Annotated in this window: 15 protein-coding genes and 1 tRNA gene; 4 read left to right on the forward strand and 12 right to left on the reverse strand. The window is 68.0% G+C overall.

The window, feature by feature from the left end; genetic code table 11:
* Positions 1-37 precede the first annotated feature (37 nt).
* Positions 38-892 carry a zinc metalloprotease HtpX gene (gene htpX, locus ABFX46_RS14865; protein ID WP_346042725.1) on the forward strand — a complete coding sequence of 285 codons (855 nt, stop codon included), beginning with the start codon at positions 38-40 and terminating at the stop codon, positions 890-892.
* Positions 893-988: 96 nt separating this feature from the next.
* Here htpX and ABFX46_RS14870 read toward each other — a convergent pair whose 3' ends face one another.
* On the reverse strand, positions 989-1,477 hold the full coding sequence (locus tag ABFX46_RS14870) for a YajQ family cyclic di-GMP-binding protein (protein WP_346042607.1): 489 nt from the start codon (positions 1,475-1,477) through the stop codon (positions 989-991).
* Positions 1,478-1,616: 139 nt separating this feature from the next.
* On the opposite strand from ABFX46_RS14870, the gene ABFX46_RS14875 reads away from it, so the two are divergent.
* Positions 1,617-1,698 (forward strand) — tRNA-Tyr (locus tag ABFX46_RS14875).
* Between the two features lie 121 nt (positions 1,699-1,819).
* On the opposite strand, the gene ABFX46_RS14880 is transcribed toward ABFX46_RS14875, so the two are convergent.
* A complete protein-coding gene (locus ABFX46_RS14880) occupies positions 1,820-2,254 on the reverse strand; it encodes a hypothetical protein (protein ID WP_346042609.1) in 435 nt (144 codons plus the stop codon).
* 284 nt (positions 2,255-2,538) lie between these two features.
* Between ABFX46_RS14880 and ABFX46_RS14885 the strand changes: the two genes are divergently transcribed.
* Entirely contained in the window at positions 2,539-3,702 is a 1,164-nt protein-coding gene (locus tag ABFX46_RS14885; RefSeq protein WP_346042610.1) for a hypothetical protein, read from the forward strand.
* Between the two features lie 182 nt (positions 3,703-3,884).
* Here ABFX46_RS14885 and ABFX46_RS14890 read toward each other — a convergent pair whose 3' ends face one another.
* Entirely contained in the window at positions 3,885-4,379 is a 495-nt protein-coding gene (locus ABFX46_RS14890; RefSeq protein ID WP_346042611.1) for a DUF4145 domain-containing protein, read from the reverse strand.
* Between the two features lie 1,580 nt (positions 4,380-5,959).
* Here ABFX46_RS14890 and ABFX46_RS14895 point away from each other — a divergent pair.
* Positions 5,960-6,145: a hypothetical protein gene (locus ABFX46_RS14895; RefSeq protein ID WP_346042613.1), complete on the forward strand. Its 186-nt coding sequence runs from the start codon at positions 5,960-5,962 to the stop codon at positions 6,143-6,145.
* Between the two features lie 1,122 nt (positions 6,146-7,267).
* On the opposite strand, the gene ABFX46_RS14900 is transcribed toward ABFX46_RS14895, so the two are convergent.
* From ABFX46_RS14900 to ABFX46_RS14940, 9 genes are all read right to left on the reverse strand, one after another.
* Entirely contained in the window at positions 7,268-7,621 is a 354-nt protein-coding gene (locus ABFX46_RS14900; protein WP_346042614.1) for a hypothetical protein, read from the reverse strand.
* A gap of 58 nt (positions 7,622-7,679) precedes the next feature.
* Positions 7,680-9,467 (reverse strand): ABC transporter ATP-binding protein, encoded by a 1,788-nt coding sequence (locus ABFX46_RS14905; protein WP_346042616.1) that lies wholly within the window; start codon positions 9,465-9,467, stop codon positions 7,680-7,682.
* Positions 9,464-9,991 carry a TlpA family protein disulfide reductase gene (locus tag ABFX46_RS14910; RefSeq protein WP_346042617.1) on the reverse strand — a complete coding sequence of 176 codons (528 nt, stop codon included), beginning with the start codon at positions 9,989-9,991 and terminating at the stop codon, positions 9,464-9,466. The genes ABFX46_RS14905 and ABFX46_RS14910 overlap by 4 nt, the downstream gene beginning before the upstream one ends.
* A gap of 31 nt (positions 9,992-10,022) precedes the next feature.
* A complete protein-coding gene (locus tag ABFX46_RS14915; protein ID WP_346042618.1) occupies positions 10,023-10,556 on the reverse strand; it encodes a MauE/DoxX family redox-associated membrane protein in 534 nt (177 codons plus the stop codon).
* Positions 10,557-10,571: 15 nt separating this feature from the next.
* Positions 10,572-10,715: a hypothetical protein gene (locus tag ABFX46_RS14920; RefSeq protein WP_203596673.1), complete on the reverse strand. Its 144-nt coding sequence runs from the start codon at positions 10,713-10,715 to the stop codon at positions 10,572-10,574.
* A gap of 160 nt (positions 10,716-10,875) precedes the next feature.
* A complete protein-coding gene (locus tag ABFX46_RS14925; protein ID WP_346042620.1) occupies positions 10,876-11,400 on the reverse strand; it encodes a S26 family signal peptidase in 525 nt (174 codons plus the stop codon).
* Positions 11,401-11,518: 118 nt separating this feature from the next.
* Positions 11,519-11,683, reverse strand: a complete 165-nt coding sequence (locus tag ABFX46_RS14930; RefSeq protein ID WP_163058077.1) for a hypothetical protein — start codon at positions 11,681-11,683, stop codon at positions 11,519-11,521.
* A 3-nt stretch (positions 11,684-11,686) separates the two neighbouring features.
* Entirely contained in the window at positions 11,687-12,730 is a 1,044-nt protein-coding gene (locus ABFX46_RS14935) for a glycosyltransferase family 2 protein (protein ID WP_346042726.1), read from the reverse strand.
* 448 nt (positions 12,731-13,178) lie between these two features.
* Positions 13,179-13,835 (reverse strand): class F sortase, encoded by a 657-nt coding sequence (locus ABFX46_RS14940; RefSeq protein WP_346042621.1) that lies wholly within the window; start codon positions 13,833-13,835, stop codon positions 13,179-13,181.
* Positions 13,836-14,139: the final 304 nt, after the last annotated feature.

The raw sequence follows: 14,139 nt of genomic DNA on the forward strand, positions 1-14,139 counted from the left end.
GATGTTCATGCCGGAGTCGACGGGGAGGCAGACGGAATTGCGTAGTAACGGCGTCAAGACGGCAGCACTGATCGCCGCGCTGTCCGCCCTGATGCTCGTCGCCGGATGGGCGTTCGGCGGCGGAACGGGGCTGACGATCGCGCTGGTGATCGCCCTCGGCACCAACGGCGTCGCGTACTTCTTCAGCGACCGGATCGCGCTGCGCTCCATGCGCGCCCACCCGGTCGGCGAGGTCGAGGCCCCGATGCTGTACCGGCTCGTCCGGGAACTCTCAACGTCCGCCCGCCAGCCGATGCCGCGGCTCTACATCTCCGAGACCCGCCAGCCCAACGCGTTCGCCACCGGCCGCAACCCGCGCAACGCCGCCGTCTGCTGCACCCGCGGCATCCTGCACATCCTGGACGAACGGGAACTGCGAGCCGTCCTGGGCCACGAGCTGTCCCACGTCTACAACCGGGACATCCTGATCTCCTCCGTGGCCGCCGCGATCGCCACGGTGATCACCTACCTCTCCCACCTGGCGATCTTCCTCCCCATCGGCCGCTCCGAGGACGACGACGGCCCCGGCATCCTCGGCGCGCTCCTGATGCTCGTCCTGGGCCCGGTGGCCGCCATGGTCGTCCAGATGGCGATCTCCCGCACCCGCGAGTACTCCGCCGACGCCGCCGGAGCCCGCCTGACCGGCGACCCCCTGGCCCTGGCCTCCGCCCTCCGCAAGATCGACGCCGGAACCCGCGCGATGCCCCTGCCCCAAGATCCCGAACTCGCGACCACCAGCTCCCTGATGATCGCCAACCCCTTCACAGGCGCCGGCATCGGCAGGCTCTTCTCCACCCACCCGCCCACGGCCGACCGCATCGCCCGCCTGGAACGCATGGCCGGCCGCCGCTAAAAAGACCGAACCACTCCGGCCCCGCCCGCGTCATAGAACACGAGAGCACGCCGGCCCCTTCTGCGGGGGAGAGGGCCGGCGCGCTCTCAACGAGAACTACCTGTAGTTGACGAACTGCAGGGCGACATCGAGATCCTTGCCCTTGAGCAGCGCGATGATCTCCTGCAGATCGTCCTTCTTCTTCGAGCTGACCCGCAGCTCGTCCCCCTGGATCTGGGCCTTCACACCCTTCGGCCCCTCATCCCGGATGATCTTCCCGATCTTCTTGGCGTCCTCCTGGGCGATGCCCTCCTTGAGCCCCACGCCCAGCTTGTACACCTTCCCGGACAGCTTCGGCTCACCCGGGTCGACCGCCTTCAGCGAGATGCCCCGCTTGACGAGCTTGTCCTTCAGCACGTCCAGCACCGCGTTGGCCCGCTCCTCGGTGTTCGCCTGGATCTCGATCGACTCACCGGACCACTTGATCCCCGCGTCCACGTTCCTGAAGTCGAACCGGTTGGCCACCTCCTTGGCGGCCTGGTTCAACGCGTTGTCGACCTCCTGCCGGTCGAGCTTGCTGACGATGTCAAAGCTGGAGTCGGCCACGGCCCACACATCCCCTCAGCAGCAACTTCCCGATCCCCAGAGCGTATCGACTCCAAACGATCAAGCCCACGCCCCCGACCCCGCGCCTCGATGTCACACCCACGCCCGACGTCCGCTATTCTTTCCAGTGCCATCGCGCGGCGGGTTGCCCGAGTGGCCAATGGGAGCGGACTGTAAATCCGTCGGCTTAGCCTACCCAGGTTCGAATCCTGGACCCGCCACACCAGCAGAAACAGCCCCTGACCAGGGCAAACGCGGTCAGGGGCTGTTCTCGTCATGTCCGGCTGTCTCTGATCGTTAACGGCCTCCTACGGCCCTCTGTGCCGAATACGTGCCGAAGTTCTAAGGCGTCTTCGCCCTGGTCGCCTCACTGATTCGGCGCTTGGCGTCCCCCTCCTGACCGGCGACGCACTTGGCGTAGACGCGCAGCAGGACGGCGACGCTATGCCCCGCCCACTCCGCGACTTGAGCCGGAGGGACGCCTGCACCGAGCCACGTCGACACGGCCGCATGCCGGAGGTCGTACGGCGTCTTGGCCAACGGCGAGGCTGCCTCACGCTCGCTCAGCGCCGCCGCCCTCGCCTTGTGCCAGGCCCCGAGGTACGTCCGGTCAGTCATGATCCCGCCACGCGGCCCGACGAACAGCCGGCCCCGGCCGGGATGTTGAAGCCGCAGGCCCGCATGTCGCGCGAAGTGTGGTTCGAGCACACCACCGGCCCCCTGGTCATCAAGCCCGTTCCCGACATTGACCGGCGTATCGCCATCCAGCGCATCCATGACACGACCAACCTCGCCAAGTTGCCTTTCAGATCTCACCGCCGCTACAGCCGGGGGAGTGGGCGCGCGTCGGCTACGTCTGCGAGGGCGGCAAGTTCGACCTGAACCACTACTGGCGCGCGGCGATGCCCCGCTACTGCCGCCGCTACGAGATCAACGTCCGGCAACGCCGCGCGCCACAGATAGCCTCGTTTGGGACATCGACGGCCAGGACGCCGTCATGTCATTGACCCGTGACCACCTACGCCCGAACCAGTTCGTGACGCTGCGCTGGGAGCCGATCCGTGAACCTGCGTGACGAGATCGAATCGACCCTACGAGCCTGGCACGCCTACGAGACCGGCCGCGGATCAGTCGCCGTCATCGACTTCGACTGTGCCCCCACCACCACACCCACCGAACCGGCCGCCAGCCGCCTAGCCGTCTACGAACGCCTCACCGACCTCCACACCCGCGCCACCCAGGCCGGAGCCACCCGCCTCTCCGCCCGCCTGACGGCCGACCTGGCATACCTGGGCGCACTGCTCGGCGAGCACCGGCCGCTGAACGACTACGTCCAGGCGACCCAGGGATGCCCGGCCGCCGGGTGGCAGGACGGCTACATCACCCACCGAGGCGACCAGGCCCGCCGAGCCCTGACCGCCCTGGGCATCCAGTGGGGACCCGACACCGCCCGCGACCTCAACGCCGTCGAAGGCCCCATCGAGACCGACGAGGCACCCGACGCGATCCGCCAGGCCGCCGACGACTATGAACAGGCCGTCCGGCAGGCGACCGGCAGCGCGGCCCCGTTCAACCTCACCATCGAGACCGCCGAGGTGGACGCCTACTGGGCGTACTGGCTGGACGGCGCCGGCGACAAGGTCCGCCTACGCGTCAACCTCCGCCGCGCCAGCTTCACCAAGGTCGCCGCCCGCCAATTCGCCCTACACGAGGTACTCGGCCACGGCCTACAAGGCGCGAGCTGGTCAGCCCGAGCCGCCGCCGAAGATGTCCCCTGGGTACGCCTGATGTCGGTGCACGCCCCGCAACAAGTCCTCCTCGAAGGACTCGCCCAGGCACTACCGCTCTTCATCGCCCCAGACGACGAGCTACTCGCCACCCGCACCCGCTTCGACCACTACAACCAACTCGTGCGCGCCGAGCTGCACCTAGCCCTCAACGACGGCGCGAGCATCGCCGAGTTGGCCGACCATGCCCGCTTCCGCATGCCGTGGATCAAGGAAGCCGCCATAGCCGACCTCCTCGCCGACCGGGGAGCCAACCCGCAACTTCGCTCCTACCTGTGGGCCTATCCCGCCGGCATCGACTGGTTCGCCAACCTAGCCGACGCCGACAAGCCCACCAGGACGACTGTCCTCCAGGCCGCCTACCGAGACCCGCTAGCCCCAAGCGACCTAGAGTCCCTCTGGCCGGCGGGCCCCACCATCGGCGGCCAAGGCACCTAAGAACCCCAGGTCAACCGGGCAACCCGCCGACCGGATGAGAACTGTCTATACGTCTTCAAGGGCGTCGCTACGCGCCGCCAGCGGTCGCCCGCCCCGATGCGCCGGGCATGCGGCCTCTCCGGTCCGGTCCCGCCGCGCCGCGTCGCCCGTCCTCCATCCTGCGTGTCGAGCCGAAAAACACGTTAGGCGGGAGCGCTGCTCTTTCTCCGCTCGATAAGCTTCTCGAATTGAGCAGTCATTACGTACTGGTATTCGAACATTGCACGGGCCAGCGCTAGCGCGTCCGACGCATCCGCGCGGCTCAACTGGTTGCCTGTAAAGTGGGCGCCTTCATTGCCGAGGGTTCGCAGCTCATGCGCCCAGTCGCAGATCTGGGGATCCAGCTCTCCTTCCTCCGCCATCTTTTTCAAAGAAAGGGTGAGCGTCTTCTCGGAGTACCCCTTATCCGCGCAGATCGCCTCCAGTGTTCGACGCACCATGACTACCGTTGCCGTGAATGCTTTGGCGTTGTAGCAGGCCCGAGCTTCTGTCAGTTCGCGTGCCAGCGAGGTGGGTACCGCTTTCTGTCGCAGTGTCCGGTTTAGTGCTCTTTGTGCATGTGACGATCGGAGCCACGCCCAACGAACGACCGCGGCCCCAACGGCGCCAGCAACGACGCAGGTTAGGTATGCCCACATGGTGACGATTATTGTCCATCAGCTGTCGACACGCACCCCGTTTTCCAACAATGCCAAGTAGGTGGGTGCTGTGCCGATGTGCACCTCGGGATCTGACTAGATTGTCAAACATCACATGATCAATTGTCTGAGTGGAGGTAACCAGGTGGCGACGTGCTTCCGACGTGTCGGCACCTTCGAATCTGATTCGGATTGCAGTTCCGTGCTTCTTGCTAGACCACCGCCAAGCGGCGCCCTACGACCAGGTGGGTTGGACGAGTCCGAAGCGGGGGCTTCGCAGCCCCCCGCGAGCCGGAGTGCTCGTTCGCGCGAGACGGTCTGTCACACCTTGGTCGCCGTTCGCGCGGACGAGCACCGGACCGGTCGGCACGGAGTGCTCTGGCTTGCTAATGCGGGTGCTAACGGCGGGTCTGGACTCGCTTGGACGGAGGCGGAACTCAAGGGTGTCCCGGAGGGTGCCCCAGCAGGCCAGTGGACGAAGCTGGACGGTTATGGATGTTGTTCGGCTGACTCGTGATAAACCGGTTTTGCCCAGGGACTGTAAGTGCCTGCAACGACGGCCGCTTTCGTCGGGAGCGTCCGTTCTGGCGAGACCTCGCAGCCGCAGTCTCAGGCGACACGCGCCTTAGCGCTGGCAGCTGTGATGAATTCGCAGAGTTACTGCTCTGCGCGCCCTCCGCGTTCCCTCACTTGCTCCTTTGTATCGGCGTAGTGAACCACAGCAGTTAGTTCCAACGCCTGCTCAGCGCAACGTGTGAGCTCTGGATCATTAGACACCAGCCGAACACGAAAGAACTCCCGCTCAGCGGCTGATCTTAGACGATGTGACTCCGCGTGAGCCTCTAGATGAGCTGAGCCGTTCGGCTCCTCCAGGCGCCCGAAGACCTGGCCAGTTTGCGCACGTCGGTAGTCGACGACCGCGCCGGCGAAGGCGCCGTAAGCGGCCGAACGCTCATCTCTCCATTGCCGCTCACGCGTCAGCAGTCGGCTCGTTCGGTGTTTCGACGCTGGAACAGATGGGTCATCAGTGATCCCAGCAGCGTCCCCGCCACTGCGACGAGACTTGCCCACACTCCTGTCGCCATGGCAGTTATTTGATCAAATTGAGGAGGTCGGCACGTGGTGCCGCCTTCGCCGATGCCTGCAGCTCACACCATGCTCGATCGAAGATGCTCGCGGATGCCGAATGCGTGCCGAGGTCCAGTGATACACGCGAGTAACAGCACGTCAGACGAGTTTGGCGGTGGGACTGTAGATCCGTCGGCTTAGCCTACCCAGGTTCGAATCCTGGACCCGCCACACCAGCAGAGACAGCCCCTGACCAGCGTCAACGCGGTCGGGGGCTGTTTTGTCGGGCACGGAGGCTTCCGCTGCTCTCGGCGATTGCCGGCCGTTCACGGGACAGTCACGGAACACAGGGTCGGGTCGTGCACCCCAGTTGTTGTCCTCGGGACGTCGCGATACCGCCGTTCTATTGCAGCTACTCGTGGACGTAGGCATGGTCCGTCCTTGCAGGGATGGGGAACCATGGTCACCTGCCCCTATGACCGCGGAGGCGCGAGACCAAGGGCGCCCGCGGCGTGTTCGACGCCGAGGTTCTTCCTTGGCCTGGGGCCAAGCGCGAGATCACCACCGGACACGCCGAATCGCCGGCGGACGTCGCGGAGTTGCTCGGCGTGCCGACCGGCGAAGCGAACTACCTTGTCCGCCGTGGGTATCTCCTCGCCGCGACATCCCGTCCGGATCAACGAGAACCTTCCCCTTGACATCGCCGAGTGCACCGGTTCTGGAAGAGGACGTCCGGTGGTCAGTGGCAACGGGCTGCGACGTTTTAATGCCGCCTGCCAGAGCCCACGGCGTCCCGTAAGCCGCAGCTGCTGGGTACTTTCACGTGGGGGCGACTGGTCCTGAGCGTGATCATTGTGGACGGCTGAGATCAAGCCATCGAGGTCATCGCCGCAGCCCTTGGGTTCGACCTGGTCGAAGACTCGCCGTCACTGACGACGGCGGCGGCCGTCCAGAGTGCTGGGTGGTCGTCCGGCCGCCGGGTGCCTGACCGGCATTCTGCTGGCCCGTGCGGACGGTGGGCGTCCAACCGGTGCGGTCGGGCCTATGGGCGGGTCGCCTTGTTCCTCGACATCGCAGGTGACCGAGGGGATCAGCTCGGCCCTGATCTTGCTTGTGCCTAGAACGGCATCCGTCCCGATGCTGATTCGGTCGAAGCTCGGGATAGGCATGGGCGGCGAACCGTCGTAGCCTGAGGAAGTAGAGGGCCGAGACGGCTGCCGAATCGTCGGTGATGTGGTGCGGATCCCGCCCTGCGGGGGGGCGTCAAAGAGGGTCGCCCACGCCGAGGAGAAGGAGCCGGCTATGCCCTCAGAGCGGAATCAAAGAGACGACCGCCTTCGGTGGCGATCTCCGGTGGCTCTCGGAGCCTTGGTCTCGCTGTTGCGGCTGATCTATGAGATCGTTCGCGACTGGCACCGCCTGTAAGCGGTTGTGTGGGCCCCATCGACACGGTGGGGCCCTTCGTCGTGTTGGGCTCACGGCGAGAACGTCACTGCGGCCTGGCTGAACCTGTGTCGCAATTAGGTTGCCTGGGGGAGAACTGGCAGGTCAGTGTGGTTTTAGGGTGACAATGTGACGCTGCGAGGGCGCGTTCGGGTAACTCGTCGGGTTCTGGCATATCTTCAGGTCTCCCCCGGTGGCTGTTGGGCGTTTATGGGGAGCGGTAGGGAAGTCCTGGCGCTTTGGTTGTCGTCCTGGGCGTGTCGCCGGTGCGGGCGTTTCGCGTTTGTGCCTGGCTGTCGCGGTGTGGCCGGCGTAGAGGCTGTGGGGATGGCAGGTGCGTGTGGTGTTGTTTTGCAGTGCTTGATTGTCGCTGGCTGCTATTTGGAGTTGGCGGCGTCTGTTAGGACGGCGAGGCCGGCGATGAGGCCCAGTGCTGCGATGGTCGCCAGTAGGCAGACGATGATGAGCAGCCAGCCCAGGACCAGTCCGAGTAGGGCCGTGCCGCGGCCGTCTCCGGCGAGGCGGCGGCCTCGGAAGCGGCCCATGTGTCCGGAGATGATCGCCACGAGTGCGCACAGCGCGGTCATCCCCACGAAGACCGCGGGGCTGATCCAGGCGATGCCGGTGGCGAAGTTCGCCAGTGCCGCAATGCCGAAGCCGGCGGAACAGACGCTCACCTTCGCCGGACGGTTCCGGCTCCGTGCGTTCCGCCGCGCCGCGACGTCGTCCATGATCACATCCTGGGGTACCCGGACAACCTACCAGCGGTACTCCCGGTGGACGACTGGCTCAGCGAGGGGCGTAAGCGCTGGACTGGAGGGTGTAGAGGCGGGCGTATTCGCCGTTCAGGGCGATCAGGGCCTCGTGCGGGCCGCGTTCGGTGATCTTGCCGTCGGAGAGGACGGCGATCAGGTCGGCTTCGCGGACTGCGCCTAGGCGGTGGGAGATCAGGACGCTCGTGCGGCCTTGGCGGTGGCGGCGTAGGGACTCGTGGACGGCGTGTTCGGCTTCTGCGTCCAGCCCTGAGCTTGGTTCGTCCAGGAGGAGCAGGTCGCGGTCTCGGCGCAGGAAGGCGCGGGCTAGGGCCAGGCGCTGCCACTGGCCGCCTGACAGGGCGACGCCGGCGCCCTCGTCGTGGCCGCCGAAAATCTTGCTGAGCATCGTGTCGTAGCCGCGCGGCAGCGCTTCGACCGCGTCGTGGACGCCGGCAGTGCGGGCGGCGGCCTCGATCTGGTCGTCGCTGCTGCCCAGGTCGCCCAGCATGATGTTCTCCGATGCGGTCAGGTCGTATTCCATGAAGTCCTGGAAGACGACGCCGATGCGGGAGCGGAGTTCGGCTGGATTCATGTCGCGCAGGTCTATGCCGTCCCAGAGGACGGCGCCCTTGTCAGGGTCGTAGAGGCGGCATAGGAGCTTTACTAGTGTGCTCTTGCCTGCGCCGTTCACGCCTACTAGGGCGACGGATCGGCCGAATGGGATGTGCAGGTCGACGCCGCGCAGAATCCAGGGATGCTCGTCGCTGTAGCGGAACCACACGTCCCGCAGTTCGAGCCCATGCCGCAGCGGCGGGACGGGACGAGCGGCGGAAAGCGCGGGCATGTCGGGGGCCGCGTCCACGATTGTGGTGAAGTGGCCGAAGAGGAGTAGGGCGTTGTGCGCGTCGGCCCAGCGGTCGACTATCGACGTCAGTGACGCCTGGACGCCGGCTACCGCAGCGATGAACATCGTCACGTCGCCTGCGGTGATGTCGCCGGACGAGGCCGCTAGTACTGCCCAGACCAGGCCGCCGCCTGCCACGGCGCTGCCCACCAGGGCGAGTAGGCCCTGGCTGCGCAGGGTTTTCAGGTCTACCTGTCGTTCGGCCTCGTTGGTCGCGCGGACCTCGTCCAGCATGCGGCGGCGGAAGAAGTCGCCCAGGCCGAACAGTCGCACCTCTTTGGCGGCCTCTGGCCGGGTCAGCAGTTCCCCGTAGAAGACTTCGCGGCGCATGCCGGGGCTGATCTTCCACATTGTGCGGGCCCGTTCCCGGCTCAGGCCGAGCTGGATCCAGATCGACGGCAGCGCCGCCAGGAAGATCACCAGGACCAGGAGCGGGTTGATCACCAGGAGGGTGCCGACGAAGCCCGACATGGTGATGATCGACTGGGCGATGGTGAGCGAGCCGAGGATCAGGCGGTCGGGGGCGTTCTGGCTGGATTCATGCGCTAGGCGCAGGGTGTCCTGGAACGCTGGGTCTTCCAGGCGGCGCAGGCCCGCGTGGGAGTTCACCGCCCGGAACAGGCGGTCGACGACCAGGGCGCGCACCGCCCGGCGCAGTTGGGCCTGCGCGTAGGTGGACGCGTGCGGCAGGACGATGACGCACAGTCCGCAGGCGGCGAGCCCGGCGGCGAGGCCCGGGAGGGCGGAGCGGTCGCCGTCGCCGGCCAGGGCGTCCAGGACGAGTTTCGTCAGCCAAGCCATCGCCACCGGCGCCAGGCCGGTGAGGACGGCGAGGAGCACTGACGCGGCCGTCGCCGTCCGGTGCGCTCGCCAGGCGAGCGCGGCGACTACGGCGGTGCGCGTCCCCCGTCGGCTCACGTGCGGGCCGGTACCGGCAGTCCGGCCGGAGTGAGTGTTGAGGACGTTACGACCGCGTCCTCATCGACGACGTAGAAGCTCGGGGTCGCCGGGTGTCCGAAAGCCGTGTTCACCGGGCCGCTCACGGGTTCGACCACCACGGTGGCGAGTGGGGAGAGTGCGGTGATGAAAGGCTCGGCTTCGGCTTGTTCGCCTTCGATCACCGCTAGGACGTGCCGCGAATCTGAGCCTCTGATCTGGTCGGTGAAATCGGGCAGCGTCTCCCGGCATCCGGCGCAGGTGGTGGAGAAGAGGCCGACGATCGTGGGACCGGTGAAGAAGGCGCGGGTGACGGTCGTTCCGTCCAGGGTGGACGCCGTGAACTCGGGCAATGCGGTGCCGACCGGGGTGAACGGGGCCTGGGCACGTCCGGAGTTCAGCAGGGCTGCGTGCTCGCGGAGGCGGCGGACGACCGCCAGCGTCAGGACCAGGTCGAACGCGCAGAGGACGCCGACGAAGACGACGCCCGCGACGAGATAGGGCAACGATGCTCCCTCGTGATGGTGCCGGGACGCGTCATCGCGGAATGCGTGCGGACGGCGCGATCAGCAGGTCGGCCAGTTCGTCGAAGAAGACGGACACCAGGGTGAGCACGGCCGCGCCCGCCACCGCGATCACGGCGCCGGCGGGGTGCACCGGACCGTGAGTCGCGAACTGCGCGGCCAGGCCGCCGAGAGCGACCGCGGTCAGGGCGAGGTTTCGCACGACGTGCGCGCGGCCGATGGGGGACGGACGGGTGCCGAAGCAGCGGCAGGTCGCACGGCGGCCGTCGCGAAGCGCGCGGTGGATTCCCGCGGCGAACGCGAGCAGAACGGCGCCGGCCAGCGCGAGGCCGGCCGGCGCCGTCCAGGGGAGTGCCAGGAGTACGACGGCCGCCGATTCCGCCGCGACCACGGCGACGGACGTCGCCATGGGGGGCAGGCCGGGGGCCAGACCAGGTACAGACAGCCGGAAGTCCCGGAAGGCGTCCCGGCTGCGGACCTTGCCCGACACCGCGACGAGGAAGATCAGCCCCAGGGCGCAGCGGGCGGTCAGCGCGACGTACTGCAAGGCGGCAGGTGGTCGTTAGTGGCTGCAGTAGGTCTTGCCTGCGTAGATGCAGCAGCGCAGACCCGTGTTGGTCCACCAGCAGGGCTCGGCTCGGGCGGTGGTGTTCGGCAGGACGCGACCGAGCATCCGGTCGCCGAGACGGTTGAGTGCACGGATCATGAGGAACTCCTCAGGTCGAGCCGGATCGCTCCGGCTGCGTATTCTGAGCGGCGGCGCGTCGCGCGAAGATGATCACGCCCGCCAAGGCCGAAGCTAATCACGTTGATCATTTCCGGCAAGGGGGCGGCCGTCCGGCGGTATCGCCTTGTGCACTCTGCGATCAAACGTCCCGTGATCTTGTCGCCATCTGCCACGGCTCCGGCCGTTGACTCGGGCGCTGCGTGACATTCAGGCGGCGCACCACGACGCCCAGTAGCCGGTCACCGGAGAACAGGCCCCGGTGACGGGAGTCGATGCTGTCGGGATTGTCGCCCAGCACCGCGAGCGCCCCGGGCGGTACCGTGCCGGCGGCGCCGAGATCGTTCGGAATGCCGGGAGGCAGCGTGTCGCCGGGGAGGGCGGCCGCCCGCTTGACGTTCCAGATTCGGCCATCGGGGCCGGCCGGGCCGGGGAGGTAAGGGCCGTCCAACGGCGGTTCTAGGACGACGACATCTCCCTGCCGCACCTGTGCCAAGGGCCGGCGCCGCACCAGCACGCGATCGCCGTCCTGCAATGTGGGCAACATGCTGGTGCCTTGGACAGTGACGACCACCAGGTTCTTGCGCGCCCACCCGAGTGCCAGTAGCGCACTCGCCGCGGCAAGGGCCGTTCCGCCCGCCAGCCGCAATTCCCGCGAAGTCGACATCGGCCTCATGAGCGACGGATCGTAGCCCGTTCCGGCCCAGGAACGCTCCGCCCATTCGGCCCGGGACCGCCGTGTCCGAGCCGGCCGGGGCTGCGGGGGCCCCGGCCGTCCGGGATGGTCAGCCCTTGCGAGCGGGCAGGATCCGCTTCACGGCGAGGCCGGCGGAGACCAGGGTGAACAGGGCCAGGCCGAGCCACAGGGCCTGCATGCCGAGCCACGGGGACGCCGCGGCGGCGCCGCCGAAGCCGGCGGCCACGCCGCCGATCGGGGGGTTGTTGTACATGACCTACCATTTCCTTTCTTTGCGCCAGGCGGCCTGCCAGAAAGCACGGGCCTGGACGATCTGGAGGAAGACGTCGAAGACCATTTCGACGACGATGGCGCCGGCGAGGGCCATCTGGACCTTGCCGCGCTGCCGGACGGTGACCACGCGCTCCACCATGAAGATCACCGTGATGGCGGCCCAGATCGGGCTGATCTGAATGCCGCCCAGCCAGATCGCCGAATAGGCGAGCGACGACAGATAGGCGGTGATGACCAGGATGCCTATCAGGGAGAGCAACTGCCGTCCCCAATAGGGGCGGGTGATCGGCGTCCAGCCGTAGTCGACGAGGTTCTCCAGGGCCCCGCGCTTCCAGCGCAGGCGCTGCTGGGCGAGCTGCCGCCAAGTGGGCATGACCTCGGTGGTGAGCGTGCACTCCGGCGGGCACAGGATGCGGAATCCCAGGTGCAGGATGGCCAGGGTCAGCTCGTTGTCCTCGGTCAGGACCCGGACGTCATAGACGTGCGGGAGGCCGGGCAGGCGCTCCGAACGGCGGGCCGCGACGACTTCCTGGAGGGTCGTGGCCCGGAAGATGGTGGCCGTCCCCGTGAGGACCAGCGCCTTGCCCTGCAGACGCCGGACATCGCGCGCATAGCGGGCGTACTCGTTGCGCTGGAACATGCCGACGGCGCCGCCGCCCGGCTTGCCGGTGAACGTTCCGCCGACCGCGGCGTAGCGTCCGTCGGCGAGGTACTCGAGGCCGTGCCGGATGAAGCCGCGGTCGAGGGCCGAGTCGGCGTCCATCACCATGACCGCGTCCTCCGGGCCGAGGATCGGCAGCAGCCGGTCGAGGACCTGGTTCAGCGCCCCCGCCTTCTTGTGCTCGTTGCCGCGCGTCCCGACGATCTCGACGCCGCACAGCTGCGCGAACGCGGCGGTGGCGTCGGTGCAGTTGTCGGCGATCACGACGATGTGGTCCGGCGGACGCTCCTGGCGGCGCAGCGAGGCGATCGTCTCGGTGATCTGCTTGGCCTCGTTGTGCGCCGGGACGAGCACCGTCACGCGCATCGCGTCCACCGGGATGCGCGGCAGGTTCCGCTTGCCGTCCTTCCCCTTGGGACGGCGCTCGGCGGCAGGCGCCGGTGCCGGCCGGGCACGATCCCGCTCATCGGACGGACGCCGCGACGGCCGAGCCGGAGGATGAGTCGGCGGGCGCACCGGCGGGCGGGCTGGTGGGCGAACCGGTGGATTATGCCGAGGCCGTACCGGCGGCGGTGCCACGACAGCGCGCGACGGCGGGACGACCAAGGGGGCGGCATCGTCCGGCATCGTCTCGGTCGGGGAACCGGAGCCCCACGCCGTCGCCGACGTCAGATGTCCCGTCCGAGGCGGGACGGCCGGGCGCCCGGTCCCTGCGTGCGGTATCCGGTGGCGACCCCCGGGGACGGCCCGGTCGGGGATCGTCACGGTGCATTCGGAGTTGGCGAAGGCCGCGGGGTCGAACGTCGCGGGCATGTCAGCGCGTCCCCTCGGACCGCACCAGGTGACCGTAGGCGATGACGTTGTCGGTGTAGTGGCCGCTGCCCCGGTCGAAGCGTCCGCCGCACGTGATCAGGCGGATCGCCGCGTAGCCGGGATCGCTGTAGACCCGCTGTGTGGGGAAGCGGTCCTTCTCGACGCGCTCGACCGAGTCGATCCGGAACACGGCGGTGCGGCCGTCGGCGCGGAGCACGCGGGCCTGGTCGCCGGGACGCAGGTCGCCGAGCCGGTAGAAGATCGCGGGCCCGCTCGCCGTGTCCACATGCCCGATGATCACCGCCGCGCCCCGGCTGCCGGGGGCGGCGCCGAGCCGGTACCAGCCGGCCTCCTGCGCACGGCTCAGCGGCGGGGTCTCGACGGTCTGGTCGGGGTTCTTGGCCAGCTTCATCAGCGGCGTCCGGACGTCGATCCGCGGCACCTCCAGGCGGAGCGGCACCGACCGCGCCATGGCCGGGGACGCCGCGGGGCTCGCCGTACCGGGCGCGGTGGACGCGGACGGCGGGGGCAGCGGCGGAGCGGCGGTCGCCGGGTGTTCGCGGACCGCCTGGAACGCCAGGAACGCCGCCGCGACCAGACCCGCCAAGCCGACGGTGACGGCCGCGAGGGCGCGCGAACGCCGACCATGACGTGCCACGGACCACTCCCCTCCGGCGCTCGATCGCCCCCACGCTGCTCTCCCGGACGGATGGCACGGTAACGCGCTGACAAGGGCTTTTACGCCATCAGCGAGGTAAAGCACAGATGAGCGACATGTGGCTGATGAGGTGAGACGGGCGGTCCGCGGCGGCCCACTGGATCTCTCGCGGGGACGCTCGATCACGCTGAGTCATGGACCAAATTTCCGGGTCCTTCACCCGCTATGTTGCCGCTGACCTGCGTAAACATGCCCCCCGGGTCGGGACGCGCCAGGTGGCGGCCGACCCGCGCGGAGACCTCTC

The organism is Actinomadura chokoriensis, from assembly GCF_039529475.1.
GTDB lineage: Bacteria > Actinomycetota > Actinomycetes > Streptosporangiales > Streptosporangiaceae > Spirillospora > Spirillospora bangladeshensis.